The organism is Helicobacter turcicus, assembly GCF_019711685.1.
Lineage (GTDB): Bacteria > Campylobacterota > Campylobacteria > Campylobacterales > Helicobacteraceae > Helicobacter_D > Helicobacter_D turcicus.
This window is the reverse complement of record NZ_JAIGYQ010000030.1, coordinates 1-1,174: the sequence shown is the minus strand read 5'-3', so window position 1 is coordinate 1,174 and position 1,174 is coordinate 1. Positions and strand designations below refer to the sequence as shown.

At 31.5% G+C, this 1,174-nt stretch carries 1 protein-coding gene; it reads left to right on the top strand.

Annotated elements, in window-relative coordinates; genetic code table 11:
- Positions 1–74 precede the first annotated feature (74 nt).
- The coding region (locus K4G57_RS08950) for a hypothetical protein (RefSeq protein ID WP_221532830.1) at positions 75–1,174 on the top strand (1,100 nt) is incomplete at its 3' end.

The window sequence follows — 1,174 nt, the reverse complement described above, 5'->3', positions numbered from 1 at the left end:
TTCCCCCTTTATTGTTTTTAATGCCTTTATTTGATAAGGTTTTATTTATTTAATAAACATTTAAAGGAGGATATATGTATCAAACTGCATTTTTTAAACACATCAAACACATTTGTTTAAATCACATTCTTAAAACTTTATGTGCCTTATCTTTTAGCCTTTCTTTTACTTATGCTAAAGACCCAAGCATTCCAGAAGTTGATGAAAATCTTATTAAAAACACATTGCCTAATTTAATCTATGGCTTTGAGTGTAACCAAATGCAAAAAGTCTCGCATTTTGATTCTAGTGTGCTTTGGGTAAAAGATAAGGATAAGGTTAATGTGCAAAACATTTCTAATAAATTCCGCTATATTCGCTTTGCAGGAGAGATTCTAAATGGAGGCATTTGGGACGCACAAGCACAAGCTTATGTGAGTGCTAATAGGCAGTTTATGTATTTTTTAAAGGGCAGTAATTTGATAGTGCAAAGCGTTTGTGATAAGCAACAATTTTTCTTAAGCAATTATGACAAACAAAGCGATAATTTGCATCTTAAGCTACGCACTAAGCCTACTAAAGAAATCGCTATTGTGCTTAATGTTGCTAATTCTATGAGAGATTATGTCCTTGCCTTTAAAGAAATCGCTCCAAGCCTTGCTAAACATATCTTTAAAGAAGACGAAGATGTGTATGCTAAAATCACGCTTGTAAGCTTTAGCTCTAATGATATTAAGGATTTTGATGATGTGTTTAATGCACAAGATTTTACAAAAGATGTCAATACCTTGCAAACGACAAACACACAAAGCCAAATGATAAACTATGCTTTAATTAAAGCAATGAGCCATTTTACTAAAGACAATGGCTTAAAAAAGGAAATTTATCTTATAAGCGATAGCGGATTAAATGATGCACATAATGCACAAAGAATGCTAAAGCTTACAAAAAATCTCAATGACAATAGTGTGTTTAACTCCAAAGGCACTAAAGAGAATTGGGTGAAAATCCATACTTTTTCTTTAAAGCAAAATATAGCATTTTTAGAAAATCTCTCTAAAGAAACAGAGGGGAATTTTTATGCACCAAAGAGTATTTATGATTTTAAGAAAACGCTTTTAAACTTAAGCAATGATGGCAAAGATGTAGATCCTAGTGAAATCCACAATGCAATTATTCCTAGTAAAACACATAA